Source organism: Streptomyces sp. AM25, assembly GCF_058146165.1.
Genome location: NZ_JBKIWN010000012.1, coordinates 4443 through 28941 on the forward strand (window position 1 = coordinate 4443; position 24499 = coordinate 28941).

Genomic DNA, 24499 nt, shown 5'->3' on the forward strand with positions numbered 1-24499 from the left:
CCCCCCCCCCCCCCCCCCCCCCCCCCCCGGCCGTCGGTGTCACGCCTGACGTCAGCAGAAGCGCGTGTGATGCGTCGTGCAGTAGTCCGTGCAGTCGAAGCTGGTGTGGCCGGTGTCACAGCACATCACGGGCTCCAGTGTCTGTTCGTCCGTCTCCGGGAGCTCCTGGAGTTCGAGGACCTGGGTCTCCATGGATCACTTTCCTTTCGGTCTGTGTGGTCCGTTGTCTTCTCCGCCGGCGGAGGTCAATGGGGTGTCGGCGAACCAGGAGCGGCCGCCGCCGTTCCTGAGCCGCAGAAGGAAGTCCAGTACGCCGGCCGACCCGACGTTGTAACTCGCGCAGACGTCGCGCATCGTGTCGTCCGGCACCAGGAGCCGGCCGTCCCGCAGCGCGGCCCGGACGAAGACGCAGAGTGCGGACTCGGCCGCCCACTGCCGGTAGCGCTGCTCTCCGGTCGCGTCGGCCAGGTCCAGCAGCAACTCGGCGTTGCCCGCGACCCCGTGGCAGGTGCCGGGCGGCAGCCGCCAGCGGTCCCGGTGCACCGCGACGGCCGCCCCCCGGGCGTGGTCGCGGAACACCTCCTCGCCGGTGGCCCGCCACAGGCGTACCAGGAAGGAGCCGACCCCGGAGGTGCCGTTGCACCAGAAGTTCAGCCCCATGCGTTCGCCACGGCCCGGTCCCTTCGGCCAGTCGGCTGCTCCGTCGTCGCGCCACCGGGCCACCGCGCACAGCGCGTGTCCGCCACCGGCCGCCACGTCGACCAGCTCCGGGCGGCCGAGGGCGCGGCCCGCGGCGAGCAGGAAGGCGGCGTTCCCCGCCACTCCGTGCCCGTAGCCGTACAGCACCGATCCTGCGAGGTCGTCGCGATGCCCGGGCCCGGCGAGCCAGTCCACCCCGCCGCCGGTGTTCCGCGTCAGGCGGAGCACCGACTCCGCGCATTCCACGGTCCGTTCGGCGAACCGCGCGTCGCCGGTGGCCCGCCACAGGTGCAGCTGTGCCGTCCCGGCTCCGGCCAGGCCGTGGCAGACATCCGGATTGTGCCACTTGAGGGGGATCCGCAAGGCGTATTCCAGCGCCCGGCCCGCCATCTCCTCGTCATCGAGGGTCCGTGCCGCCTCGTACCACGCCCACGCCGCACCGGAGCGGCCGAAGTACAGGCCGGGCAGCACCCGGCCGGGCAGGGCGAGCCGCCGGTCGAGCCACTGGGCGGCCTTCCGCAGCGCGGGTCCGGCCGCATGCCGTCCGCTGCGCACGGCGCGGTCGAGGACGGCCAGCGCGCCGGCCGCGCCCATCTGGACGTTGCACGGATCCCCGTACGGCAGCGAGAGAGGGCGCGGCCACAGGTATTCGGCGTCCGGATCCATCGTGTCCGAGAGGTGGGCCAGCCCGTCGTCGATCAGCCGGTCGGCATCCTCGTCCCGCAGCACCGGCCCGCCGGTCACCGGCGGTTCGCCGTGCTCCGCCCGGAGGAATGCGGCCGCTCGCGGCAGCGACCAGCGCTGTTCGGCATCCGCGGTCAGGCCGAGCAGCAGTGGGGCGAGCGCCCGGAGCGCCGGGTGCGCGGGAGCCGCGGCATCGACGATGGCGGCGAGGCGTTCCCCGGCGGGCCTGCCCGGTCCGGGGGAGTCCGGGCACAGGACGGGGCTGATGCCGGTGGTGACGTGCAGGAGCGTGGCGCCCAGGCCGAAGCAGTCGGCCTCCGGTCCGGGCACGGGTGACGGCTTCCCGGTGTGTCTTCGCGCCCCTTCCAGGTACTCCGGCGCAGTGAACCCCTGTGTGCCCGCCACATGGGCCGAACTGCCCGCCTCGGCCGTGCACTCCATGTCGACGAGGACGGGCGTGCCGTCGCCCCGCCTCACGATGTTGCCGGGCTTGAGGTCGCGCAGGACGAGGCCCGCGGCGTGCACCTCGCCGACGATCCGGATCAGGTCACGGGCCAGGGAGCGGGCGACGGGCAGCGGGATCCGGCCGCCCCCCTGCTGCAGGGCGTCAGCGGCCCACTGCTGGAGGTTCGGACCGTCGACCAGGTCCTGGACGAGGAACACGTGCCCTCCGGACGCGAACACCTCCCGCGCGGCCGGGGTGACACCCTGCGGCGCGAGCCGGTGCAGGACGGCCGCCTCGTGACGCAGCCAGTCCCGGGCGTCGCGCCCGTCCAGATCGGCTCCGATGTGCGGCCGGGCCTCCTTGAGCAGCACGTCCTCGCCGGTGTGTTGGTCGTGCGCGCGGTAGACGCCACCGCGGTTGGAGTGCCGGATCGCCTCCCTGACCAGATAGCGGCCGGCGAGGAGCACGGGTTCGCCGCGTCGGCGCCCCGCACGCTCCGCGGGTGCGGTGGGCGGGAACGGCAGCGCCGCCCACGGCGGGGGCGAGAACCAGGGGTTCCGCTCGTCCGGCAGCAGAGTGCCGTCGGGCGCCTCCAACCGCCCTTCGTAGAAGCCCTCGTCGTTCAGCTCACGCGGTCTGCTGAAGCAGCCGTAGCGGTAGTGCACCAGACTGTCCGCCCGGTAGCGCCGGTCCGACAGGATCGCCGGGCCCGGAAGCCCAGCCGTCGCCCGGTGCAACTGCTCCGCCAGGAGGCGCAGGTGGCCGTCGTCGGCAGGATAGGCGGTGAGGAACTTGCCCGACTGCGACCGGTCGGCCCGGACCGAGGTGAGCTCGGCGGCGTTCTTCGGGGTGGCGGCGAACTTGAAGGCGCATCCGTGCTCCACCAGCACTCCGGCCGCCTGCTCCAGCACTCGCGGTGCCGAGAGGGGCGTGGCCGACAGATGCAGCTTCCAGCCTTGCCGGCGGCGGGTGTGCCGGGGAGGGGTCACCATGCACCAGAAGTCCCCGTCCAGCATGTGCCAGGTGGACGTGAGGCCCGAAGTGTGAAGGATCTGGGCAACGATGTGCTGATATCCCGGAACCACGCGCACAGAGTGGCACAACAGCCGATCGGAGGGGAGAGCTCCGTCCTCCCGCGAATCGCCCTCCCTCTCGCCCTCCCTCGAATCGGGGATGGTGCGGCATCGGCAGGTGCCGCGATGCTGGGCCGAGGTCCGTATGTGGCATACAGGGGAGGAGGGCCTTCGTGGTCCGGTGGAGCAGGTCCCGGCGGAGCAGGTGGGCCGGAGTCGTGGCGGTTCTCGCGGCCCTGGCCGGAGCAACGGGCGTGCCCGCGGCGGCCGGTGCCGGGGGCGGCGGTGCAGGGGACTGCCGGTCGGTGACGTCGCAGGGCGCGGTGCAGGGCACGGTCCGCGGCGGCACCTGCGCCTATCTCGGAGTGCCGTACGCCGCCGCGCCCACCGGGTCCCGGCGCTTCCGCCCGCCCGAGCCGCCCACCGCTTGGCGGGGGACGCTGCGCGCCGACGCCGCGAAGCCGCCGTGCCCGCAGGACTTGAGCGACGGGGACGGGCGCGGAGACGAGGACTGCCTCCACGTGAACGTCTGGGCCCCGCGGGCGCGCGGGGCGCACCGGCCCGTCATGGTGTTCCTCCACGGCGGCGAGAACGTCATCAACAGCGCGAGCGACGCCATGACGGACGGCGCCGCCCTCGCCGCGCGCGGCGACGCGGTCGTGGTCTCGGCCGACTACCGGCTCGGCATCCTGGGCTGGACCGAACTCGGCTCGCTGGACCGCTCGTACGCGGGCTCCGGCAACAACGGGCTGCGCGACGAGGCCGCCGCGCTCGGCTGGGTGCGCGAGCAGGCCGCCGCCTTCGGCGGGGACCCGCGCAACGTCACGGTCTTCGGGCAGTCGGCGGGCTCGGTGTCCATCAACGCACTGCTGGCGGGGGAGCATCCGGAGCGGCTGTTCCGCCGTGCCGTGACCGAGAGCGGGCCCGGCTACCTGGTGCACACCCGCCGCTCGGCCGAGTCCGCCGCCCAGCGCGTCTTCACCGCGGGCGGCATCCACCGGGTGGGCGACCTCGCCGCGTTGAACACCCGGCAGATCCTGGAGCTCCAGCGCACGGCGCGGGCAGCGGCGCCGGGGCTGGCCGGTGCGGTCTTCTTCGGGCCGTACGTGGACGGTTCGCTGGTGCCCGGCCAGGTGCTCGACCGCGTCGCGGCGGGCAGCGCCCGGAACGTCGACGTGATGTCCGGCAGCAACACCAACGAGACGGACTTCTGGGCCCTGTTCCAGCCGAACATCCTCAAACTGCCGCTCAGTGCCTACGCGGTCTTCCCCGCCCCGCTCGCGGCGCGCAAGCAGCAGATGTACGACGTCTACGCCGCCGACCGGCCGGGCCTGGCCGAGGGCCGGGTGGTGAACGCCATGCTCACGGACCAGATCTGGCGGATCCCCTCGGTCCGGCTGGCCCAGGCCCAGTCCCGCTGGCGGCCCTCGTACGTCTACCAGTTCGACTGGCACGTGCCGTACGCGAAGGGCGTGCCGGACGCGCAGAACCTGGGCGCCATGCACCAGTTGGAGCTGCCGTTCGTCTTCGGCACGCTCGACCTCGGGTGGGTGCCGCGCGGCAAGGAGACCCTGGCGGCGCAGCGGCCGGAGCTCACGCGGCTGTCGCAGGCGATGATGGACGCGTGGGCGTCCTTCGCCCGCACGGGGAGTCCCGGCTGGCGGCCCTATCGCGGTGCGGACCGCGCGACGCGGATCTGGGACGTGCACCCCACGGTGCAGAGCGCTCCGCGGGACAACGAGCGGGCGTTGTGGGACGGTTACGGATTCCCGGGCTGGGACTCCTGAGCGCGCATCCCGGCTGCGGGCCGTCCGTGGTTGCTCGCGCAGTTCCCCGCGCCCCTTTGGGGCGCGGGGAACGCTGGATCAGTGCGGGGCGTTCCCCGCGGTGACGTTCACCGCAGCCCACGCCTTGTCGACCGTCTGGTACTCCGTGCTGCCCTGACCGTAGATGTCCGCGGCCGCCTGAAGGGTGGCCGTGCGGGCGTCGTGGAAGTCGGAGCTGGAGACCAGGTACCGGGTGAGCGCGCGGTAGAAGATCTGCTCGGCCTTGTCGCGGCCGATACCGGTCACGGTCGAGCCGTCGTAGGTCGGGGAGTCGTAGGCCACGCCCCCGACGGTCTTCTGGCCGCTGCCCTCGGAGAGCAGGTAGAAGGCGTGCGAGGAGACGCCCGAACCCGCGTGCACCTCGCGGTCGTAGGAGCCGCTGTCCCAGTAGTCGACGGTGCCCTCGAGCTTGTCGAGCGAGGGGTGGTCGAGGCGGCGCAGGAAGGTCTGCTCCAGGCCGAGCTTCTCGCCGATGAGGTAGTTCGGCGGGTTCTGCGGGTTGTTCGTCTTGAACTCCACGGCGGTGCCGAAGATGTCCGCGAACGACTCGTTGAGCGAGCCCGCCTCGCCGAACTGGTTGCCCTTGTCGTCGGTGCGCGTGGGCTGGAAGTTGGCGGTGGCCTCGACGACGCCGTGGGTGAGCTCGTGACCGGTGACGTCCAGGGCCACCAGCGGCTGCTTGAACGTTTCTCCGTCCCCGTCGCCGTAGAGCATGCAGGAGCAGTCGGGCGACCAGAAGGCGTTGCCGACGTTGCTGCCGAAGTGGACGAGCGCGTGCGGGCCGGCGCCGTCGTTCTTGATGCCGTTGCGGCCGAAGACGCTCTTGTAGAAGTCGAAGGTGCTGGTGATGCCGTACTGGGCGTCCACCGCGGCGGTGTTGACGTCCGACGTGGTGCCGTTGCCCCACTTGTTGTCGGTGGTCGTCAGCTCCTTGCCGCTCGCGAAGGTCCCCAGCTCCTGCGAGCCCGCGTCACGGGTCTCGGTGTTGCCGCGGGAGGGGTCCTTGAGGACGAAGGAGTTCTGGGCGGTCTGCGTGGTGAGCAGGGGCACGGTGCCGACGAAGAACGAGGTGCCGCTGCCGGTGGCCGGCGCGGGGAAGCTGCCGGCCGTGGGCTTGGCGGGCTTCTTCGCAGGGGTCCGCGCGCCGGTGCGCGGGGCCGCCGGCCGGCCCAGGTCGCGGAGCTTGGCCTGCAGCTGCGGGGAGATGAAGCCGTCGGTGAGCGGGGTGCTGCTGAGCACCTTGCCCGAGGCGGCGTCGACGACCACCGAATGGGCGCTGCCGGCCTCGGCGTTGCGGCTGCCGGTGACGGTGACTTGGTAGGCCAGCACGCTCTTGCCCTCGCGGGCGTCGATGACCAGCCGGGCGGAGCCCGCAGTGCCCTTGGCGGAGGCGGCGGCCTTGGCGGCGGCCTCGTGGGCGGCCAGCTTCGGCTCGACCGTGGGGACGGTCACGTCGTGGTGGACCGCGCGGCTCGCGCCGACGTACTTCTGCTTGGCGTCGAGGTGGACGACGATGTCGCCGCCGATCACCGGCACGCCCTTGTGGCTGCGCTCGAAGCGGACGTGCCGCTTGCCCTCGGGGTCGACGAGGGCGTCCTTGACGGTCAGCGTGTCGGCCTTGCTCACGCCGGTGGCTCCGGCGTGGGCGAAGGCCGCGGCGCGGGCCGCCTTCACGAGCTGGGTCTCCGCGCTGCCGGTGGGCCGGGCCGAGGCCGTGGTCACCTTGGCCGCGGAGGCGGGGGAGGGGGCGGCCGTGGCCGTGCCCGCCATGGTCGCCGCCGCGACGACTGCGACGGCGACGGTGACTATTCGTCTGTGTGTGGGGGTTGTACGCACTGGTTCTGCGCCCTTTGTCCTGGGCGGTCCGGGCAGGACCGGACGCGCGCAATGGACGGGGTGCCGTCACATCGGCACCACGGGGACCTGTGGTCCCGCCCAGGACAATGCCGCGTTGGCATGCGCATGAAAAGAGGGGAAGGGTGACCTGTCCGGACAGTTGATCAACTGTTAACAAAGGACCAACAGCCCGTAACGGGCAGGCAACTTCCTGTTCCGTTGCATCCCAAGACGGGTCAACCTCCGGGAAGGTTGCCGTCGTTCGGGAAGTGATCACTATGTGAGACGCGGCCCCGGCCAACTGCCGCCCGGCACGGGTGTTCCCGAGGTGCGCAGTTCCCTGGCCACCCGGTCCGCCGCCAGGTAGACCCAGGCGCGGGCGGTCTCGCCGGAGCCGGTGAGCCGCACCTCGCGCTCGACCCGGTCGTAGAGACTGGCGGGGTCGCCCGGCACGTGGTCCTCCAACGCGTCGAGCGCGTCGAGTGTGTGGCCGTAGCCGGCGGGCGCAAGCGTGACCAGTTCGCCGGACACCTCGCCCGCGGGGTCGGCCACCGCGTACGGATAGCCCGGCCCCTCGTACAGCGCCGCACCGTGCAGCCGCGCGGGCCGCACGGCGGTCGTGCGGCCCCGCAGGAAGAGGTCGTGGTTGCGCCGGCCGGGGCGCAGCGTGCCGTAGACGAAGACGGGCAACTGCCGGTGGTCCTGCGGGGTCACGTGGGTTCCCTTCGCGTACGCGGCACCGGAATCGCTCCGTCCGGTGTCAGGGACCGGCGCCCTCCCCCTCCACCTCCTCCTCGACTTCCCCCCGTCTGTGCACCCGTACCGCGAACAGGCTCCCGAGCACGCCCGCCACGAGTCCCCACAGCACGCCGAGCCCCACCAGGTGCAGCAGGCGTGCGTGCAGCCGCACTTCACCGCTGCCGAAGCCGCCCAGGTCGCCGAGGCCCAGCAGGGACAGCCCGTAGCGGGCCGAGACGTTCGTCAGCAGACCCACCGCCAGCAGGGTCGCGGCCAGGGCCGCCGCCAGGTGCACCGCGTGCTGCCAGGGACGCGTCCGCGCGGGTGCGCGCACCGCCGCCAGGAAGCCGGCCGCGAGCAGGGCGAGCACGGCGAGGGCGACCAGTACCCAGGCCCGGCCGTCGTGCTCCGCCAGCGTGGTGACGTTCACCGTGGCCTCGCCCCGGTGCGGCTCGCGCAGGACCGCCGCGAGGGCGGAGGGCATCGGCAGCCCGATGCCGGCGGGCACATGGCCCGTCCAGGAACCGCCGAGCCCGACGCCGAACGCCATCCAGGCCAGGTTCGGCAGGCCGAGCAGCAGCACCGCGCAGGTCTGCGCGCGGTGGCCGTGCGTGAAGAGGGTGACCACGCCGACGACGACGCCCAGCGCGACGTAGGCCAGCAGCACGGCGAGCATCGCGAAGGCGGCGGGCCGGACGGCGTCCTGGAAGGGCAGCAGCCGCGGGGGCAGCGGGGCCCGCCGGGACACCGCGAGGGCCACGGCGAGCAGGGCCAGCAGCCACAGCAGCCCGAAGCCGAGGGTGGGCCCGGGGTCGGCCCGGAAGCCCACTTCCGGGGTCACGCCCAGGGCCTCGCCGATGTCGTTGACGATGCCTCCGCCGATGCGCAGGGTGAAGGTGTGCCGGGCGGCCCGCGTGAGCAGCAGCAGGACCAGCAGCCACAGCACGGCCGTCCGGGCGACCCGGCCCAGCAGTTCCGCTCCGCCCGTCACCGCCCGGTGGCGCAGCGGGTGCAGGAAGACCGCGCCCGTCGCGAGGGCCCAGGCCAGCGTCACCGACAGCGGTACGGCCGTGAGCTCCGCGGCGGTGTGCCCGAAGAAGCCCGCGCCGCCGGCCAGTTCCACCGTGCCGCCGACGGCCGAGACCATCGTGGCGGCGACCACCGCAGGGAAGGCGCCGCCGGGCAGCCCGTCGGCGCCCGCGGCCCACAGGCCCGCCGCCGCGACGACCGCCATCGCGACCGTCCCGGCGGCCACGGCCGCGAACGCCTCGCCCCAGGCGCGCAATGGCCGGCTCATGGTGTCTCCGTCCTTCTCCCGGTACGGCTGCGGCCAACCTATGCCGGGGCCGGGGGCGGCACCCGCGGGCGAGGGCGACCGGGGGATTCCCGCGCCCGTAAGGGGCGCGGGGCTGTCACATCATGCGGCTCCGCCGCGTGGGCGCGACCAGCCACCCACGACCCGCAGCCGACGCACCACCCCAGGGGTCCGGGGCGCAGCCCCGAGGACATCGGCTGCGGGCGCGTCGTGGCTGATCGCGCCCACGCGGCGGAGCCGCCGGGGGCACCTCCTGGGGGCACCCCCAGCGGTAGCTGGGGGAGGTAGCTGGGGGAGTCGCAGCCCCGCGCCCCTTACGGGGCGCCTCCGCTTGCGGGGTGCACAAAATGCGGCATCAATCGGGAATGCGGTACAAAGCAGAATGAACCGGCTTCAGTACAGGAGATGAGACACGGCCGTGTCGTCCGAACCGCCGTCAGCAACCCGCCTCGCCGGCCGCGCGCCGTGGTGGCGGTCCAGGACCGCCGTCGTCACGGCCGTGCTGCTGGTGGCCGCCGCCCTCGCCGTCTGCTTCCTCCGCCAGGGCAGCGGCTCGGGTGAGGTCTTCCTGCAGGCCGCCTCGGCCGACGGCAAGGACCCCTTCACCCGTTCGACGGCCCGCAGCACCGGCCGGTACGCCTCCGTCATGGACGACGCCGGCGCCGCCGCCGCGGCCGGCGGATCCCGCAGCCTGCCGGGGGCCACGCCCGGCCTCTACGCGGGCACCCGCAGCGCCGCCGGCTGCGATGTCGAGCAGCAGATCGGCTACTTCACCGCGAACCAGGGCAAGGGCCGCGCCTTCGCCGGCGCGGCCGGCATCGACCCGGACGCCGTCCCCGCCTACCTGCACGGCCTCACCCCCGTCCACCTGCGCGCCGACACCCGGGTGACCGACCACGGCTACAAGGACGGTGCCGTCACCAGCTTCCAGTCCGTCCTGCAGACCGGCACCGCCGTCCTCGTCGACGACCGGGGCACCCCCCGGGTGCGCTGCGCCTGCGGCAACCCGCTGGGACCGCCCGTCGCCGTCCAGGGCACGCCCAGGGCCCGGGGCGACACGTGGGACTCCTACGACCCGGCGAAGGTCGTCGTCGTCACGCCCGCCGAATCGGTCCTGGACGCGATCGTCGTCCACGACCCCGCGAACGGCGAGTGGTTCGAGCGCCCGGTGGGCAGCAGTGGCGACAACGACAGCCGGGCGGCACAGCCCAAGGGCGCCCTGCCCCCGGGCCCGCCGCACCCGGCCGCCCCGTCGCCGGACCGCCCGTCCGCAGGCCGGCCCCACTGAGCCGCGGGCCGATGAGCACACCGCCCCCCGCCTCCCGGCAGGCCTCTGCAGCCGCCGTCCGCCCGGCCCGTACGGCCGCCGGACCGGCGGCCGCCGCCCGGCGGCACGGGACCGCCGCACGCGAGGCGTGGGCCGCGCTGCTGCTGACCGTGGCGGCGGTGGTCTACAACGACTGGCTGCTGGAGTTCCTCCTGCCCACCGGGCTGGACCCCCGGCACTCCTACGTCAGCGAGCTCTACGCGGCCGACCAGCGCTTCCGCGCGCTGTTCGGCAGCATCGAACTGGCCGCCGCGGCCCTGGTGGCGGGCGGGGCGCTGCTGGCTCGCGGCCCCGCCCCCGGCCGGTGGGCGGCCGCCGGGTGGTGGTCGCTGGTGGCCTTCGGGGTCTCGTCCGTCGCGGACGTCGTCGTGCCGATGCGCTGCGCGCCGTCGGTGGAGCGCGGCTGCGAGGCCGTCAACCCCTGGCACACCACCACCAGTGCCCTGGTGCACGCCGCGCTCTTCGCCTCGATGACCCTGCTCGTCGTCGCGGCGCACACCGGCCGACCCCCGATGCCGCTGGTCCGCCGCTGCGGGCCGTGGGTGCTCGCCGCCGCGCTGGGCACCGCGCTGGCCACGGTCGGGCCCCTCTTCGGCAGACCGGGCTGGCACGGGGTCCCGCAACGGGCCCATCTGGTGCTCGTGGGCGTGTGGTTCGTGCTCCTCGCGGCCGCCCTGCGGTCCCGGCGGGGCGGACGGGGCAGACTCCTGCCGTGAAGCAGGAGCCGTCCCCGCACTGCAGTTGCCGCACCTTCCTGTACGCCGCCGCCCTCGGGGCCGCGGCGGGCTGTTCGGACACCCGCCCGCACCCTCGCCCGAGCGGCAGCGCGTCCACTTCCGCCGCCCTGCTCCGGACGACGCCCTGGCGGCCGGGCCCCGGCGAGATCGCACCGGACGTCAAACTCCGTGCCGTGCAACTCGTCGAGGCGCTCGGCACCTGGCCCCGCGGCGGCGCGGGCACCGCCCCGGCCCGCGCCCGGACGGCCGCGCTCGGGCTCCCGGAGGACCTGGCCGGGCAGGCCGGCCCGCTCCTGGCCGGCGCGGACGAGGCCGCCCTCCAGGTGACCGACGCCCAGTACGGCGGCATCCTGGCGGACGCGGCCAGCGTGCTGGTCGTCTGCCGCCAGTGGAGGCGCACCGGCGGCGGGCCGGCCGCGGCGGGCGGTACGACCGTGGACGTACGGCTGACCCGGGCGCAGCCGCGCTGGACGGTCACCGCACTGCACCCCGCCGACCCCGGGCCGCCCGCCCCTCAACTGCCGGATGCGGCACGGTCGGTGCTCGCCCACTCCCGCATCCGCCTGCCCGCGGCGGCCGAGGCGGACATCCGCAGCGGCGCCGTCCACGCCAGTGTGCTCACGGCACTGCTGCACCTCGCGGACCGCTACCGCATGGACGTCAGCGTCGTCCGCTCGGGACACCCGCTGGACGTCTTCGGCACCGACCGGCCCAGCGACCACCCCAAGGGCCGCGCCGTCGACGTGTGGCGCATCGACGACCGGGCCGTGGTCGGCCCGGCGACGCCGCGCAGCCTCGTCGAGGGCTTCATGCGCGACGCCGCGGCCGCGGGTTCGTACAACGTCGGCGGGCCCTACCAGCTCTCCGGCGGTGCCACGGCGAACCAGTTCTTCTCCGACGACACGCACCACGACCACGTGCACATCGGCTTCTCCGACTGATGGTTCACCACGTCATCAGCGTCACCGGCCCGTGCATCCCGTACGGCTGGCGCGCCGTGCCGGCCTGCGACGTGCTGGTCACGCGCAGGCGGTTGCGCAGTGTCGTGGCGACCTCCACCGCAAGGGTGTTGCGGCCCGTCCTGAGCCGGCCGCCGAGGGCGACCACGGGGCGGGTCTGGTCGACGGGCGGCAGCTGTTCCCCGTTGAGGGTGACCCGGAACGTGCCGTGGATCCCGCCGAGGTCGAGCAGGGCGGTGCGCGGGCCGTCCGCGACGGTGAACTCCGTGGTGTAGGTGCCGATTCCGGAGACGTCCTGCAGCTCGGCGATCTCCGGCCACGGCTTGAGCGCGTCGAGGTGCAGCTCGTGCCGGACGTGCTCCGTCTGCGTCGCGGTGGCGCCCGGGCGCCAGTCGTCCACCGTCAGCCGCCAGGAGGCCAGTTCCTGCCGGCGGGCCCCGCCGGGTACGGCCGGGGTGCCCGCGGCGTCCAGGGGTGTGCCGGTGACGGGCCCGGGCGGGGTGTCCCGGCACAGGGCGACCAGGGCCGTCTGCCGCGGTGCCAGCCGGACGGTCACCTCGGTGCGGCCGGACCCGCGGGTGTGGCAGGCCAGCGGATGCACCTGTCCGGTCCAGGCATCGAGGACGTACGGGCGCCCGTGCCCCTCCAGGGACATGCGCGTCTCGGCCTGCGCGGAACCGGGGTTGAAGAACCAGTGCAGCCCCCGTCCGTCGTCCCGGCGGTGCACATGGAGCAGGCCGGCCCCGGTGGACGGCTCGGCCGAGGGTCGCACGCCCAACTGCCGCAATGTGCCCGGGACATCCGCCTCCGTGGCGACGTGCCGCACGCGCGGGTGGGCGAGCAGTCGCTGGACGGTCGCACGCAGCGCCGCGTCCCGGCGGTCCGTGTCGTGCGCGTAGGGGGTGTGCTCCGGCAGGTCGCCGACGACGATGACGGCGAGCCCGGCGCGGGCGTGGGCGAGGATGCGCTCGGCGGCCGGGATGTCCAGTGCCTTCTGGGCGTTCAGGACGAGTGCCCGGTAGCCGGGACCCTGCGGTGCGAGGCGGCCGTCCTCGACCGTGGCCGACGGGAGGGCGAGCGGGCCCGGTCCCACGAACTCGTAGCCGAATCCGGCTTGTTGGAGTCCCTGGTCGGTCCAGTGCTTCTGTCCGCCGACGTCCCAGTAGGAGTGCCGGTACACGGCGATGTCGACCTGTGCCCGCCCGGCGCGCAGGGCCGACTGCTGGCGCGTCAGGTACCCGGTGATGTCGGGCATATGGCGCCAGACCGGCTGCCGCGGTCCCCAGGCCTCGGCGAAGCCGGGGGTGTCCGGCTCGGGCGCGGCGAAGGGGGCCCAGCCGGGCCAGGCGGCCCCGGGGGCGTCGGCGTAGGCGAAGCCGTGGACGACGGCCTGGGCGACGCCGCCCGCGTAGTTCTGGTGGACGATCTCCAGCATGCGCTGCCAGGTGACCCCGTAGGCGTCCTGCAGGATCGTCCCGGTGCGGGCCCCGATCTCGCTGGAGAGCGCGGATTTGCCCGCGAGGTGGGCGCCGCCGGCCATGGCGCGGTAGCCGTCGATCTCGTCGGCGAAGAAGAGCTGTTCGGTCTCGGGCTGGTCCACGTGCGCGGCGGCCGAGGACATGTCGAGGACGGCCCCGTAGGCGACCTGGCAGCGGTGGCGCAGGCCCTGTTCGTGCGCCCAGGCGCGGATGCCGTCGAGGTGGTGGCGCTCGTAGAGCTCGGTCAGGGCCTGGTAGTAGTCGTTGCGCACGCGTGCCCCGAGCCCGTCGGGCAGGTCGAAGTCGGCGGGGCTGTCGGGCGTGACGGAGGTGAGGGCGCCCTGGAAGGTGTGCAGTCGGGGGATGAAGAGCACCGGCAGGAACGGGGTGAGGCCGTAGCCGCGCGAGGCGCGGAAGTGCGCGGCCGTGCCCGGGGTCCAGGGCAGGGCGAAGGAGATCTCCAGGGAGTCCTCGAAGAGGTCGCCGCCCGTCTGCGCGAGCAGCCTGCGCACCGGCGGGGTGAGCAGGTGCTGTTCCCAGTAGCCGGTGACGGCCCGGGTGCCCTCGGCGCTGTAGTGGTCCACGACGTGGACGGCGTCGTCGGTCATGCCGACGGTCTGGCCGGTGCCGCGGTGCCAGAGGGAGAACAGCATCCAGGTGCCGTCCCGGGGCGCGGTCCAGGTGATGCGGCCGTCGTGGACGTGCGCGGTGAGGTCGGTCGGCGAACCGGGCTCCAGCAGGACGGTGCGGTCCGTGGCGGCGGAGCCCGGTGCGATCCGGGCGGCGGTGACGGCGGCGAGGGAGGCCTTGCCGGGGGTGCGGGGGCGGTGCAGCGGGCCGTTCAGGTCGACCTCGATGAGCGGCGGCACCGCGCCGTCGAAGACCGTACCGCCCTCGACGACGGCCTTGCCGTAGAGGAGTTCCTGCGAGGCGGCCGTGCTGTCGGTGGTGATCGAGGGCACGCCGGCCGGCCAGACGGGGCCGATGGTGAGGTCGACGGTGATGCCGTGGCGGCGGGCCGCGTCGAGGACCGTCTGCAGCTTGCGGTTCCACTCCGGCGTCCCCCAGCCGTACACGGACCGGTCGACTCCGTGCGGGGCGAGCACGGCGACCTCCGCACCGCCGAGCCCTGCCTGCGCGATCGCCGCGACTTCGCGGTCGATTTCGGCGTCGTCCATGAGTGCACCCGGCATCCACCACCGTATCCGTGGCCGGAATCCGGACGCGGGGCGGGCGAACGAGCCCTTTTCCACCGGGGTCCGGGCGGCTGCCGTGGCGGCGGATGCGGCGAGTGGCGCCGCTCCGGCGACGGCGGCCGCCGCCCCGGTCATCCGGACGAGTGTGCGGCGTGAAATGTCCATCAGGGAGAATCCTTTCGCCGGGCTTTCCAAGAAGCCGCGATCGTAACCCTGTTGACGGTTTTTCAGCCCGGATCGACCGGTTCCGCACCGTTCCTGCTAGGGAAGTGAGCAGTCGTCAGGTACGGACATTTCCAGAGGGCGTGGCGGCCTCTATTCTCTGCAGTCCAGAGGCTTTTCCGGCCCGGGAGGAACCGTGCAGCCCTTCAGCCTGATCCGCGCCGAGGACCGGGCGCGGGTGCCCCGCACGGTCGAGGACGCCTACCCGGTCGGCGCCCTCCAGACGGATCTGTTCCTCCGCGGCACGCACGCGGCCGGCGACCTGTTCATGCTGCGCGTGAACGCCGCCTACGACCACGGGGCCCTGCGGACGGCGGTCGAACGCGCCGTGGCCCGCCACGACCTCCTGCGCACCTCCTTCCACTTCGCCGGCTATTCCCGGCCGCTGCAACTGGTGCACCGCTCGGCCGGGGTCCGGACGACGGTGACGGATCTGCGCCCGTACTCCCGTGCCGAACAGCAGGATTACCTCGCCGCATGGCGGGAGCAGGAGCGCAGTACGGCCTACGACCGGGCGGAACCGCCGCTCATGCGCATCGCCGCGCACGTCCTCGGCGACCGGGAATTCCTGTTCTGCCCGTCCTTCCACGAGGCCCTGCTGGACAGCTGGAGCGAGTCGTCGCTGATCACCGAAATCCTCGCCGACTACTGGGCGGGGCAGGGCGGTTCCCCGCGCAGCCGGGCACCCCGGCCCGCGCATCGTTTCGCCGAGTGCATCGCCCGTGACGAGGCGGCGCTGGGCGACCCTGCGGTCGCGGAATTCTGGTCGGCCGAACTCGCGGACGTGGAACCGATGTTCCTTCCCGCCACGGACCGCGGCCTGTCGGACGGGTGCCAGACCTGTGACACGGAGACCGCGACGGCGGGGTTCCTCGGCGTCGGCCTCGACCCCGAGGTGTGCGCGGAACTGGCCGCCCTCGCACGGCATCACCACGCCGGGCTCCGGCAAGTGCTGCTCGCCGTCCACGCCCGGGTGCTGGCCTCGCTCATCGGGCGCGAGGAGGTCGTGCTGGCCGTCGAGTCCGACGGCCGCTCCGAGGACGGGGACGACGGCACCGACGTCATCGGGGTCCGCCTGGACGCGCTGCCCTACCGGCTGCGCACCGCCGGCACCGACTGGAGCGGCCTCATCCGCGCCGTGCTCGACAAGGAACACGAGCTGCGGGCGGTGCGGCAGTGCCCGTACCCGGAGGTGCAACGCCTGGCGGGAGGCCGGGAACTGACCGACATCGCCTTCGGCTGGTCGCAGTTCCGCAGCTTCGAGGAACTTCTGGCGGTCACCGATGTCGAGTCGCTGGACGCCAAGGCGCACCTGCGCACAGGCGTCACTCTGCGCGTGTCCTTCACCGAGGACTGTTTCACCGGTCTGCTGGCGCTGGACCTCGAAGCCGACGTGAGCAAGGTGGGCGAGGAACAGCTGTGCGCCATCGGTGAGATGTACCGCAACGCCATCGCCGGCCTCGTCGCGGACGCGCGCGGCGTGAGCGCCCGGGACGATGTGCTGGGGGAGCGGTAGGGCGGCGGCAGGGCGTGCCCCGGAGCGTGTCCTAGGGCGGTGTCCGAAACCCGCAGGTCGTAACGTGTCGTTAACGTAGCGTGGTCCGGTCGTACTTGACCGTAGTCGACCGAGGGCGATTGACTCTGTTCGCCCAGGCCCCAGCAGCGCCGTGACCTCGGAGACCCTGTGACCTCTGACGTGACCCCCGAACTGCTCTCCCCGCTCGACCTCGCTTTCTGGAACATCGAGTCCGCCGGCCACCCCCTGCACATGGGCGGCCTCTTCGTCTTCGATGCCGACGGCCCGGACGCGGCCCGGCGCGCCGCCGGGCTGCTCGCCGCCCGCGCCGCCCGCATACCGGGTCTGAACACCCGCATCCGCCCCGTCTGGCTGCCCGTCGGGGCCGCCGCCCGTCATGTCGCCCCCGACTTCGACCCGTTGGACCACGTCCATCTCGCCGAGCCCGTGCGGGACTTCCACACCGCCGCCGGGATCCTGATGCAGCAGCCCCTGGAGCGGGGGCGGCCGCCATGGGCCGCGCACGTGCTGCCCGGCGCGGACGGCACGTCCTTCGCCGTCCTGTTCACCTTCCACCACGCCCACGCGGACGGCATGCGCGCGGCGTCGTACGTCCTGTCGCTCCTGGACCCCGTCGCCGCCGGGGCTTCTGCTCCGGCCGGTGCGCCGCGGCCCCGGAGTTCCGGCCTGGGCCTGCCCGATCTGCGCACGCTGTCCGGCATGGTGCGCGGTGCCGTCACCGACGCGGCACAGGCCCTGTCCATCAGCTCCGCCATGGCCCGCGCCGCGTGGGGCGTGCGCTCCTCGCCCGCCCTCACCTCCCGCGCCACCGGGGCCCGCCGCGCCGAGGGCGCGGTCGTCGACCTGCGCGACGTGAACCGCGTCCGCGAGGCCGCGGGCGGCACCGTCAACGACGTCCTGCTCGCCGTGGTCGCGGGCGGCATGCGCCGCTGGCTCGACAAGCGCGGCGACGGCAGCGACGGGGTACGCCCCCGCGCCCTGGTCCCCGTGTCGCTGCGCGACCCGCGCGACCCGAGCCCCGCGGGCAACCGGCTCTCCGGCTACCTGGCCCGCCTCCCCGTCGACGAGGCCGAGCCCCTCGCCCGCCTGCGTGCGGTGCGCGAGGACATGGCGCGCAACAAGCAGACGGGGCCCGCCGACGGGCCGGGCGCGGCGGCGCTGCTCGCCGACGTCATCCCGCCCCTCGGCCACCGCTTCGGCGGCGGCCTGATCGCCCGCTCGGGCCGCCTGTTCTACGACCTGCTCGTCTCCAGCGTCCCGCTGCGCGGCGCCCAGGGCCTCACGCTCGCGGACAGCCCCGTCCGCGAGGCCTACCCGCTCGCCCCGCTCGCGCCCGGGCAGTCCCTGGCCGTGGGCATCACCACGTACGAGGACCGCGTCTGCTACGGCCTGCTCGCCGACGCCGTCGCCGTGCCCGACCTGGACCTGCTCGCCCGGTCGATCACGGAGGAGGCCGCCGAACTGGTCGCCGTCTGCGGCACCTGAGCCGGTTCAGCCGACGTGCGCCGCCGACGCCCGCGCGCGGCGGACCTCGGTGCCGAGCCCGTCGAGCGTGTCGACCGGGCACGACTGCCGCAGCCTGGGGAAGAGGACGTGCTCCTCGTGGGAGATGTGCTGGGCGATCTCCCGCTCCAGCGCGCGGACGCGGCCGTCGAAGCCCGGCTCGTACACCCGGCTGGACTCCAGGTCCCGGACCATGTCGGTCAGGTGCGTCTGGTCGGTGATCTCCTGCTCGGCCGTCTCCGGCCCCTGCGGCAGGAACTCGCGCACGGCCGGGTACAGGTACTGCTGCTCGGCCGCCGAGTGCCACATCAGCTGTGCGGTCACGTCGTCCAGCAGGCTCTCGCGCGCGGTGTCCTCGAGGCGGGTGCGGTGGAACTGGTCGAAGAGCTCCTCGAGCGCGCGGTGGTCGGTCTCGAGTTCCTTGATGACGTCGCTGTCGCGTGCCATGACACCATCCCTGGGTAGAGCTTTCCCTTCCACGGTGCCACGGCGGGACGGGCTTCGCCTGTGACGACGGAGGGTGCTCAGTCGGTCAGCAGTCCGTACACGTGCAGGGCACCGGAGAAGGTGCCCAGGTACACCTTGCCGTCGGCGACCGTGGGTGCGGCGAACTTCGCGAACGAGCCGACGCCGTCGCGGGCCGGGTGCATCTTGCTGTTCCACAGTTCCTGGGTGAGGTCGGTGGCCCGGTACACCCGCAGGACGCCTTCGACGACGGCGTTGCCGGCGTCCGCCCGCCACGGGTGCGAGGCCCACAGCAGCCCCGTGGCCGGGTCGGTGCCGTGCGCCGACAGCGAGAGGATGCCCCCGGGCGCGCCGGCCGGGCCGGTGGTCGTGCTCGTCGAGACGGCGGCGGTCTCCAGCCGGCCCCCCGCGAACCGGTACGCCCGCAGGAAGGCGTTCTCCGGCCATACGTAGACCCACGGGCCGCCCGGGAAGTTCCAGTGGACGGCGCCGCCGTGGAGGTGGTGGCTCTGCGCGCCGGGCGGCACGACGGAGAAGCTCTGGACGATCTGGCTGTCGGACCCGGCGTGGAAGTGCCCCATCGCCCGGGTGTCCAGCAGATGGAACGTGCCCTCTTCGTCCCCGCCGAGCAGCAGGCGCGTCCCCGGGATCAGCAGCGGGCCCGCCGAACCCGGGTCGGCGCCCGCGGTGTTGAGCGCGGCGTTGTCGAACGGCGAGAACCAGTCGGCCACGGTGAGGCCGGGGGTGAGTTTGACGATGCTGTCGCCCAGGTTCGAACCGTCCGGCCGGAAGCCGCCGTTGCCCGTCATGACGTACAGGAAGCCCTCGTCGTCGACGGCCGGGCCCTGGCCCGCCTGCCCGATCCCGCCGAGACCGGTGTCCGGCGTCGTGATGTACACCCCGGTCTGCCGCAGTGTGCCGGCATCGAAGCCGAACACCCAGCCGTGGTACGGGCTGCGGTCCCCGTAGGACGCGAACGCCGCGTAGAGCCGCCCGTCGGCCAGGGCCAACGCCGCGCGCTGCAGCTGCCGGTGACTGGTGAAGGCGATCCGTCCCCCGCTGCTCCCGTCGCCGTCGCCCGGCACCGTGGCGGCGATCCGCACCGGGCCGCCGAGCACTTCGCGCCCGCTGCCGAGGTCGAGGGCGTGCAGGGAGTGGTGGTATCCCTGCCCGTCCTTGGTGAAGGCGACGGCGTACAGCACGTTGCGGCCGAGGTCGATGACCGACGTGCTGACGATGCCGACCTCGACGGCGATGTCCCGGTAGTCGCCCGGCCCGATCTCCGGGTCGGGCAGCGGGACCGCCGGGCCGAGCGAGGCGTGCCACAGGGGAGTCGCCGCACCCGGGTCGTCCGCGTCGAAGGCGTACACGCTGTTGTGCATCGTGGCCGCTCCCGGGGTGCCGCACGCCGACTGCCGGGCGACCGGCCGCCCGGCGGCGACCGGGGCGAGCAGCGCGATGCGGGCCGTCCCGTCCGGTGCGGGCGCGCTGCCCAGGACGAGCGGTCCCTGCTGCACGGTCACCGTGGCCCCGGGCACCGCTCCGTCGAGGCGCAGACACTGCCCGCACGCGTAGACGTGACTGCCGAAGCGCAGCGGGCCGACGGCGTCGGCCCGCTTCTGGACGACGGCGGGCTGCACGGATGCGGGGCTGGGTCGCGGTGATCCGGTCCCCGGGCCGCAGCGCGACGCCGGTACCGGTCGGAGTGCGCGTGCAGCGCCGCGGTGAACTCCCCGGCACCGAGCGCGGGGGCGCCCGTCACCGGCGGCCGGCGTACGCGGTGACCTCGCGCGCGAGCTCGATGTCGGTGCAGAGCGGGGGCAACCGGGCGGGCAGCGGGGCGGCGTCGGCCGGTGCCGTGTCCGGCGCGGGCTGGTCCTTTGTCACGGCGTATCCCCCTTCGTCACCCGTCCGTGTCCCAGAGTCGGCGCGCCGGGACACCGCCGCAATCACTGGAACGGGTGACGCGGGAGCAGGCACGACGGGAGGCGGTTATGAACGACACCATGAACCACCCCGCGCACCCCCCGGCCCCCCGCCGGGGACTCTGGCTGCACTGGCTCGCCTCCGGGCTGACCCTGTGGATCCTCGCCGTCGTCGTCACGTACTTCACCCAGAACACCAACCTGCTGCCCACGCTCATCCTCCTGGGCAGCTTCCTCGTCCCCGGCTGCTTCGCCCTGTGGGCCTACGAGCGGCACGGCCGGACGCTCGGCATCGACCTGCTGCTCGGCTGCTTCTTCGTCGGCGGCGTCCTCGGCGTGCTGGGCGCCTCGGTCCTGGAGTACTACCTGCTGCACCCCTCGGTCTGGCTGTTCCTCGGGGTGGGCCTGATCGAGGAGGCCGTCAAGGCCTGGGCCCTGATCCTGCTGCTGCGCCGCCACCGCGAGGTGCGCGGGCTGCGCGCCGGCCTGGTCCTCGGCGCGGCGGTCGGCTTCGGCTTCGCCGCCCTGGAGAGCGCGGGCTACGCCCTCAACGCACTGCTCACCGTCCGGGGGCTCTCGCTGCGCGGCCTGATCGAGACGGAGATCCTGCGGGGGCTGCTGGCGCCCTTCGGACACGGCCTGTGGACCGCGATCCTGGGCGGCGTCCTGCTCGCCCACCGCGGCCCGGACGGCCGTTTCCGCTTCCCGGCGCCGGTGGTCCTCACCTACATCGGGGTGTCGGTGCTGCACGCCCTGTGGGACTCGATGAACGGCATCGCCGTCTGGCTGGTGTACGCGCTGACGGCCAGCGGCGGCCAGCGCGAGCTGTTCGCGCTCGGCTACATCCCCCGTCCCACGAGTGAGCAGAAGCACCTCTACACGCTGTTCTCCGACGGCGGGCTCGTGGTCGTGGCCCTCGTCGGGGTGGCCTGGCTGCTGGCGCTGGCCCGGGGCCGCGGGGAGCGCCGCCCGGCGGCCCCGCCGCCGCACTGGGGCGGCGGCTGAGCCGGGGTGCGCGGGGGCCGTGCCCACCGGTGTCGCAATCGGCGGGCGAGGTGCACGCTGGATATGTCACGCAGGAGGTGGACGCCATGCAGACGATCGTTGGATGGCATGTCGATCTCGAGTTCGAAGAGGTCGACAAGAAGACGCGTGCGGCGTGCATGCTCAGGCTCCCCGACGGGACCGAGATGCGGGCGCGCGGCCACGCCACGCGGCATCCGGACGACCCGGAGCAGCTGCGGGTCGGCGAGGAGGTCGCCGCGGCGCGGGCCCTGAACGCGCTCTCCCGCGAGCTCATGCAGAAGGCCGGCCACGACATCGAGGAGGTCACGCACATCCAGGCCCACCCGACGATGTGAGCCGCACCCGCTCGTGTGCCGCGCTCCGGGTGCGGACGGTGAGGGGGGTGGGTAGCGTGCCTCCTGGCCCGACAGATCCACCAGATCCACACGGACGCCAGGAGCACGTTCATGCTCAAGGGACTCAAGAACTTCGTGATGCGCGGTGACATCGTCACCGTCGCCGTGGGACTGATCATCGCGCTGGCCTTCAGCACCCTGATCAAGGCGTTCACCGACTCCGTGATCAATCCGATCATCGCGAGCCTGCAGGGCGGCCGTTCGCTGGGGCTGGGCTGGCAGCTCGGGCGCCGGGGGAACAAGGCGACCTATCTGGACCTGGGGTCGTTCATCTCGGCGGTGATCTACTTCCTCATCTTCATGGCCGTCGTCTACTTCTTCATCGTCGTGCCCTACAAGCACGTGCAGGCCCGGCGCGGCGTGCCCGTCTTCGGGGAGCCGGGGGCGCTCAAGACCTGCCCGGCCTGTCTGTCGGAGGACCTGCCCGCGGCGGCGACCAAGTGCCGCCACTGCTGCGCCGAGCAGCCCCCGGCTGCCGGTGCCGGCGCGCCGCGCCCGTCCTGAGGACGGTCCGCAGCCCTGGCCTGCCCTGATCTTGTGCGACTTCCGTCGATCCACGACGCGACTTTCGGTGAACGCCACGGATGGCGCCGGCTGCCTATGGTGCGGGGGTGAATGCGACATCGTGGGCCCGTGACCTGTGGGGGCGGGTGACCGATCCGGCGGACTGGCCCCGCAGGCGGCTCGTGTGGGAGTGCCTGCTGGCGGCCGTGCTCGCCCTGCTCGCGGGCTGGGGTGAGCTGGCGGGCGGGCACGGCCTGCTGCGGTCCGCTGGGGCCGCCCTGGGCGTGGCGGTGCTCTCCCTCGTGCGGCGCGGGCTGCCCGTGACCACGCTCGTCGCCGTCTCCGCGCTGTCGGCGGTGACGGATGCGGCGGGGCTGATCCTGCCGCTGGCCGCCTGGTCCGCCGGGCGCAGGATCGACGGCGTGCTGAAGGCGCTGGGCGTCTTCGGCACCTCCCTCGTGCTCTACGTGGGGCTCTCGTTGTGGACTCAGCAGCGGTCGGCGCCTTTCCTGCTCGTGCTGGGCACGCTCTTCTTCCTGGTGTTCGCCGTGGTCCCGGGGCTGGCCAGCCGCTACTGGACGCAGCGGCGCACCCTGCTGCAGACCCTGCGGGAGCGCAACGCCCAGCTGCTGCGCGAGCGTCAGATGATCGCCGGGCAGGCGCGGATGCGCGAGCGGCAGCGCATCGCCCAGGACATGCACGACAGCCTCGGCCATCAACTGGCCCTGATCGCCGTGCAGACGGGCGCGCTGGAGGTGGACCGGGAGCTGACAGGGCGTCAGCGCGAGGCGGTGGCCGTGCTGCGCCAGGCCTCGGTGGCCGCCATGCACGAGCTGCGCGAGGTGGTGGGCATCCTCAAGGATGGCACGGTCGGCGAGGAGTCCGGGACGGAGGCGCCGGCCCGGGTGGTGGCGGGCATCGGCGGGCTGGTCGATTCGGCGGTCGCGGCCGGGATGCAGGTGACGCTGGAGCGCTCGGGGGAGGCGCGGCCGCTGGCCCCGGCCGTGGACCACGCCGGCTACCGCATCGTGCAGGAGGGGCTCACCAATGCGTACAAGCACGCGCCGGGAGCCCCCATCACCGTCGCCGTGCGCTTCGAGCCGGATTCGCTGGTCGTCGAGGTGGCCAACGGCCCCGCCGGTCCGGATGCGCCGGTCCGCAGCGAGGAGGCGGTCAGCGGCGGGCAGGGGCTGACGGGGCTGCGGGAGCGGGCCCGGCTGGTCGGCGGCATGGTCTTCGCGGGACCGGTGGGGGGCGGGTTCCGGCTCGCGGGGCTGCTGCCCTACGGCTCGGGGGAGGCGCGGGCGACCTTCGTCGATGCGGAGGACGACCTTCGGCAGCAGCCCGCGTGGGGGACTCCCGGCGAGGGTGGTCCGGTCATCGACCGGCTGGATCCCCGCGAGGAGTTCAAGGACATCATGAGTACGCGGAAGAGCAACGGCTGCCTGATCGGCTGCGGAATCGCCCTGCTGATCCTGGTGGTGCTGGCCGCGCTGACCTTCCTGGCGGTGGGCACGACGATAGACGAGACCAACAAGGGGTTCGTCGACCGCAGTGTCTACGACTCGGTGAAGGTGGGCGAACCCGAGCAGCAGGTGCGGGACCGGCTGCCGTCGGGGAAGTCCTTCTTCACGGAAGAAATCAAGGACAAGGGTCCTGCGCAGCCGGCCGGTGCGAGCTGCCTGTCCCTGGTGTCCTCGGAGGGCTCGAAGGGGACCAAGGACACCGTTTTCCGCTTTTGCTTCAAGGACGGGAAACTGATCGAGAAGCGCGAGTTCGACGTTCAGAATTAGTTGAAGATTCGAAGATTCTCATAGCGGGAGACCAGGTGATCCGCGTCCTCATTGCCGACGACGAGCCTCTCATCCGGGCGGGCATCCGGATGATTCTCACCTCGGCCGACGACATCGAGGTCGTGGCGGAGGCCGCCGACGGGCGGGCGGCGGTCGAGCTGGCGCGCTCGCACCGGGTCGACGTCGCCCTGCTCGACATCCGGATGCCGGTCATGGACGGGCTGGCCGCGCTCGCCGAGCTGAGTCGCGCGGTCCCCGGGGTGCGCGCCCTGGTGCTGACCACGTTCGGCGAGCGGGAGAACGTGCTGCGAGCGCTGCGGCAGGGCGGTGCGGGCTTCCTCCTGAAGGACTCCGCCCCGGGCGAGTTGATCGGTGCGGTGCGGGCCGCCGCCGCGGGGGATGCGTACCTGTCCCCCGCGGCCACCCGGCATGTGGCGGACTCCCTGGCGTCCGGCCCGGCCGAGCTCCGTGGCGAGGAGGCGCGGCGCCGGGTGGCGGTGCTCGGCGAGCGGGAGCGCGAGGTGCTGGCCCTGCTGGGCGAGGGGCTGTCGAACGCCGACGCCGGCCGCCGGCTCCACATGAGCGAGGCCACGGTGAAGACATATGTGAGCCGGATTCTCGCCAAGCTCGAGTGCGAGAACCGCGTCCAGGCCGCGCTGCTGGCTCGCGACGCCGGACTGGGTATCTGACCGACTGGTCAGCATCGCCGGAAGAACTAAGGGTTCCGGCCGCATTTGCCGTACGTTTACCAGCCGCTTTGTACTTTTCGCCTTCGATCCTTCATCATCATGACCGGACGTCAGTTCTGACGCCCGC

At 73.4% G+C, this 24499-nt stretch carries 20 protein-coding genes; 11 read left to right on the plus strand and 9 right to left on the minus strand.

The annotated features are described in order from the left end of the window. Window positions 1–51: 51 nt before the first annotated feature. A complete protein-coding gene (locus ACLHRZ_RS17465) occupies window positions 52–192 on the minus strand; it encodes a hypothetical protein (RefSeq protein ID WP_490419366.1) in 141 nt (46 codons plus the stop codon). Window positions 193–195: 3 nt separating this feature from the next. Next, window positions 196–2820 carry a class IV lanthionine synthetase LanL gene (gene lanL / locus ACLHRZ_RS17470; RefSeq protein ID WP_490419367.1) on the minus strand — a complete coding sequence of 875 codons (2625 nt, stop codon included), beginning with the start codon at window positions 2818–2820 and terminating at the stop codon, window positions 196–198. Between the two features lie 299 nt (window positions 2821–3119). Here lanL and ACLHRZ_RS17475 point away from each other — a divergent pair, with 299 nt between their 5' ends. After that, entirely contained in the window at window positions 3120–4688 is a 1569-nt protein-coding gene (locus tag ACLHRZ_RS17475; RefSeq protein ID WP_490419368.1) for a carboxylesterase/lipase family protein, read from the plus strand. A 78-nt stretch (window positions 4689–4766) separates the two neighbouring features. On the opposite strand, the gene ACLHRZ_RS17480 is transcribed toward ACLHRZ_RS17475, so the two are convergent. The 3 genes from ACLHRZ_RS17480 to ACLHRZ_RS17490 all read right to left on the minus strand — a co-directional run bounded on the left by ACLHRZ_RS17480 (window position 4767) and on the right by ACLHRZ_RS17490 (window position 8598). Continuing rightward, on the minus strand, window positions 4767–6497 hold the full coding sequence (locus ACLHRZ_RS17480) for a M4 family metallopeptidase (RefSeq protein WP_490419511.1): 1731 nt from the start codon (window positions 6495–6497) through the stop codon (window positions 4767–4769). A 342-nt stretch (window positions 6498–6839) separates the two neighbouring features. After that, window positions 6840–7277, minus strand: a complete 438-nt coding sequence (locus ACLHRZ_RS17485; protein ID WP_490419369.1) for a gamma-glutamylcyclotransferase family protein — start codon at window positions 7275–7277, stop codon at window positions 6840–6842. Between the two features lie 46 nt (window positions 7278–7323). Beyond that, window positions 7324–8598 (minus strand): streptophobe family protein, encoded by a 1275-nt coding sequence (locus ACLHRZ_RS17490; protein WP_490419370.1) that lies wholly within the window; start codon window positions 8596–8598, stop codon window positions 7324–7326. A gap of 436 nt (window positions 8599–9034) precedes the next feature. On the opposite strand from ACLHRZ_RS17490, the gene ACLHRZ_RS17495 reads away from it, so the two are divergent. From ACLHRZ_RS17495 to ACLHRZ_RS17505, 3 genes are read left to right on the plus strand one after another with little or no spacing between them, the layout of a single operon-like run. After that, window positions 9035–9904, plus strand: coding sequence for a DUF6777 domain-containing protein (locus tag ACLHRZ_RS17495; protein ID WP_490419371.1), 870 nt, complete (start codon window positions 9035–9037; stop codon window positions 9902–9904). Window positions 9905–9915: 11 nt separating this feature from the next. Beyond that, window positions 9916–10659: a DUF998 domain-containing protein gene (locus ACLHRZ_RS17500; RefSeq protein ID WP_490419372.1), complete on the plus strand. Its 744-nt coding sequence runs from the start codon at window positions 9916–9918 to the stop codon at window positions 10657–10659. Further along, entirely contained in the window at window positions 10656–11621 is a 966-nt protein-coding gene (locus tag ACLHRZ_RS17505; RefSeq protein WP_490419373.1) for a hypothetical protein, read from the plus strand. Before ACLHRZ_RS17500 ends, ACLHRZ_RS17505 begins: the two co-directional genes overlap by 4 nt. 4 nt (window positions 11622–11625) lie before the next feature. On the opposite strand, the gene ACLHRZ_RS17510 is transcribed toward ACLHRZ_RS17505, so the two are convergent. Then, a complete protein-coding gene (locus ACLHRZ_RS17510; protein ID WP_490419374.1) occupies window positions 11626–14478 on the minus strand; it encodes a glycosyl hydrolase in 2853 nt (950 codons plus the stop codon). A gap of 193 nt (window positions 14479–14671) precedes the next feature. On the opposite strand from ACLHRZ_RS17510, the gene ACLHRZ_RS17515 reads away from it, so the two are divergent. Together ACLHRZ_RS17515 and ACLHRZ_RS17520 are read left to right on the plus strand one after the other, a co-directional pair. Continuing rightward, window positions 14672–16051 carry a condensation domain-containing protein gene (locus tag ACLHRZ_RS17515; protein WP_490419375.1) on the plus strand — a complete coding sequence of 460 codons (1380 nt, stop codon included), beginning with the start codon at window positions 14672–14674 and terminating at the stop codon, window positions 16049–16051. A 180-nt stretch (window positions 16052–16231) separates the two neighbouring features. Further along, on the plus strand, window positions 16232–17557 hold the full coding sequence (locus tag ACLHRZ_RS17520) for a wax ester/triacylglycerol synthase family O-acyltransferase (protein ID WP_490419512.1): 1326 nt from the start codon (window positions 16232–16234) through the stop codon (window positions 17555–17557). Between the two features lie 6 nt (window positions 17558–17563). Here ACLHRZ_RS17520 and ACLHRZ_RS17525 read toward each other — a convergent pair whose 3' ends face one another. From ACLHRZ_RS17525 to ACLHRZ_RS17535, 3 genes are all read right to left on the minus strand, one after another. Further along, window positions 17564–18022: a hemerythrin domain-containing protein gene (locus ACLHRZ_RS17525; RefSeq protein WP_490419376.1), complete on the minus strand. Its 459-nt coding sequence runs from the start codon at window positions 18020–18022 to the stop codon at window positions 17564–17566. A 77-nt stretch (window positions 18023–18099) separates the two neighbouring features. Next, a complete protein-coding gene (locus tag ACLHRZ_RS17530; protein WP_490419377.1) occupies window positions 18100–19680 on the minus strand; it encodes a hypothetical protein in 1581 nt (526 codons plus the stop codon). Between the two features lie 118 nt (window positions 19681–19798). Further along, the gene (locus ACLHRZ_RS17535) at window positions 19799–19927 is read right to left on the minus strand and encodes a hypothetical protein (protein ID WP_490419378.1); all 129 of its coding nucleotides are present in this window, start codon (window positions 19925–19927) and stop codon (window positions 19799–19801) included. A gap of 107 nt (window positions 19928–20034) precedes the next feature. On the opposite strand from ACLHRZ_RS17535, the gene ACLHRZ_RS17540 reads away from it, so the two are divergent. The 5 genes from ACLHRZ_RS17540 (at window position 20035) to ACLHRZ_RS17560 (ending at window position 24372) form a co-directional block, all read left to right on the plus strand. Further along, the gene (locus ACLHRZ_RS17540; protein ID WP_490419379.1) at window positions 20035–20970 is read left to right on the plus strand and encodes a PrsW family intramembrane metalloprotease; all 936 of its coding nucleotides are present in this window, start codon (window positions 20035–20037) and stop codon (window positions 20968–20970) included. A gap of 86 nt (window positions 20971–21056) precedes the next feature. Continuing rightward, window positions 21057–21326 (plus strand): DUF1876 domain-containing protein, encoded by a 270-nt coding sequence (locus tag ACLHRZ_RS17545; RefSeq protein WP_490419380.1) that lies wholly within the window; start codon window positions 21057–21059, stop codon window positions 21324–21326. A 111-nt stretch (window positions 21327–21437) separates the two neighbouring features. Further along, window positions 21438–21890, plus strand: a complete 453-nt coding sequence (locus ACLHRZ_RS17550) for a large conductance mechanosensitive channel protein MscL (RefSeq protein ID WP_490419381.1) — start codon at window positions 21438–21440, stop codon at window positions 21888–21890. Window positions 21891–21997: 107 nt separating this feature from the next. Further along, window positions 21998–23683: a sensor histidine kinase gene (locus ACLHRZ_RS17555; RefSeq protein ID WP_490419382.1), complete on the plus strand. Its 1686-nt coding sequence runs from the start codon at window positions 21998–22000 to the stop codon at window positions 23681–23683. Window positions 23684–23718: 35 nt separating this feature from the next. Next, a complete protein-coding gene (locus ACLHRZ_RS17560; protein WP_490419383.1) occupies window positions 23719–24372 on the plus strand; it encodes a response regulator in 654 nt (217 codons plus the stop codon). Window positions 24373–24499: the final 127 nt, after the last annotated feature.

Bases quoted from the DNA above. Each gene is read 5' to 3' on its own strand.
- ACLHRZ_RS17465 (WP_490419366.1), bottom strand. From the start codon at position 192: ATGGAGACCCAGGTCCTCGAACTCCAGGAGCTCCCGGAGACGGACGAA.
- ACLHRZ_RS17480 (WP_490419511.1), bottom strand. From the start codon at position 6,497: ATGGCGGGCACGGCCACGGCCGCCCCCTCCCCCGCCTCCGCGGCCAAG.
- ACLHRZ_RS17525 (WP_490419376.1), bottom strand. From the start codon at position 18,022: ATGGCACGCGACAGCGACGTCATCAAGGAACTCGAGACCGACCACCGC.
- ACLHRZ_RS17500 (WP_490419372.1), top strand. From the start codon at position 9,916: ATGAGCACACCGCCCCCCGCCTCCCGGCAGGCCTCTGCAGCCGCCGTC.
- ACLHRZ_RS17545 (WP_490419380.1), top strand. From the start codon at position 21,057: ATGCAGACGATCGTTGGATGGCATGTCGATCTCGAGTTCGAAGAGGTC.
- lanL (WP_490419367.1), bottom strand. From the start codon at position 2,820: ATGGTGACCCCTCCCCGGCACACCCGCCGCCGGCAAGGCTGGAAGCTG.
- ACLHRZ_RS17550 (WP_490419381.1), top strand. From the start codon at position 21,438: ATGCTCAAGGGACTCAAGAACTTCGTGATGCGCGGTGACATCGTCACC.
- ACLHRZ_RS17510 (WP_490419374.1), bottom strand. From the start codon at position 14,478: ATGGACATTTCACGCCGCACACTCGTCCGGATGACCGGGGCGGCGGCC.
- ACLHRZ_RS17490 (WP_490419370.1), bottom strand. From the start codon at position 8,598: ATGAGCCGGCCATTGCGCGCCTGGGGCGAGGCGTTCGCGGCCGTGGCC.
- ACLHRZ_RS17540 (WP_490419379.1), top strand. From the start codon at position 20,035: ATGAACGACACCATGAACCACCCCGCGCACCCCCCGGCCCCCCGCCGG.